The 1,276-nt window shown below is 35.7% G+C and carries 1 protein-coding gene; it reads left to right on the plus strand.

What is annotated here, in order from left to right:
- Positions 1–284: 284 nt before the first annotated feature.
- Positions 285–1,276: protease inhibitor I9 family protein (locus CN514_RS20280; RefSeq protein WP_176526001.1), on the plus strand; the 992-nt coding region annotated here is incomplete at its 3' end.

Genomic DNA, 1,276 nt, shown 5'->3' on the forward strand with positions numbered 1-1,276 from the left:
AAAAACATCAAAAATCCCCCAATTTTTAATAAGGCAAATGAACTATATAAAATGGAAAAATAGGAAGATATACGTAAAAAAGCAGTTGAAAACAGAAGAAAAACGAAAAAAAATAGAAAAAAGAAGACAATTCGAATGAAACTACTACTCATTTTCCCCCAAAACGATGCAAAACGGATTGAAAATTCCCCCAATACAAGCGATTTCGCCTTCCTGTATGATGAAGTTGTAGACAAAAAACTGAAAATTTCTACAAATTTTGACGTTATTTGGGGAGGGTAAACATGAAGAAGAGAAAGACGAAGCAAAAAGCAGTGTCTGCTGTTGCGTTAAGTGCAATGTTGCTAAATGTTGCATTACCTCCGGGGGCGGTTTTCGCAAGTACTGATTCGTCAGTCGAGCAAAAGAAACCGTCGAACGGATTTTCAGCAGATGAAGTAAATCGCATTTTATCAGGCTTAACGGCTGAACAAAAAGCAAATATTAATAAGTTGACTGGTGCAGAACATGCTGAAAAAATCCGTTTAGACAAAAAGGATTTAATCGGTTCAAAAAAGGTTAATGTTATTGTTCAATTTAAACAAGATCCAGCTAAAATACAAATCATTAAGGAATCTTTAGCTAAAGGTGGGGCAACTGCAAATAGTCAAGCTTTTGATAATGAATATTCAGATGCTAAGAATAAAGTTAAAGATTCACATGCAAATTTTAAGAGCTTTTTAAATACTCAACCTAAAACTTCTATTGTTGGCGGCAAAACTGTTAAAACAGAAATTAGTATTACCCGAGAATTTACAGATGCATTTAATGGAGTTGCTTTAACCTTACCAGCGAATTTAGTTCAAAAGCTTGCAGAAAGTCCAGATGTTGCGTCTGTTTGGTCTCAAGTAGAATATTCTTTACCTGATGAAGGAAATTCTAAAACTACAGCAACAAAAAGTACATCTGTTGGCAAGCCAACATCAGCGCTTTCTTATTTAGGGATTGATAAACTTCAAGCTGATGGTAACACAGGTGTCATTAAAACGGGTCCGCGTGCGGGTCAAAAAGTTAAAGTGGGTGTATTGGATACAGGTATCGATTACAATCACCCTGACCTTTATAAAGTAACACATGATGAAAATGGAAAATTATATGGTGGACATGACCTTGTTAATAATGAAGGTTTTGATGCAACCGGAAATATAAAATACGTGGATGACCATGATCCTATGGAAACAACTTATGATGATTGGGCAGCTGATAAGGCGTCTTCAAATCCAGTTTGGGGAACACC

It is taken from the genome of Bacillus sp. AFS001701 (assembly GCF_002559405.1).
Lineage (GTDB): Bacteria > Bacillota > Bacilli > Bacillales > Bacillaceae_G > Gottfriedia.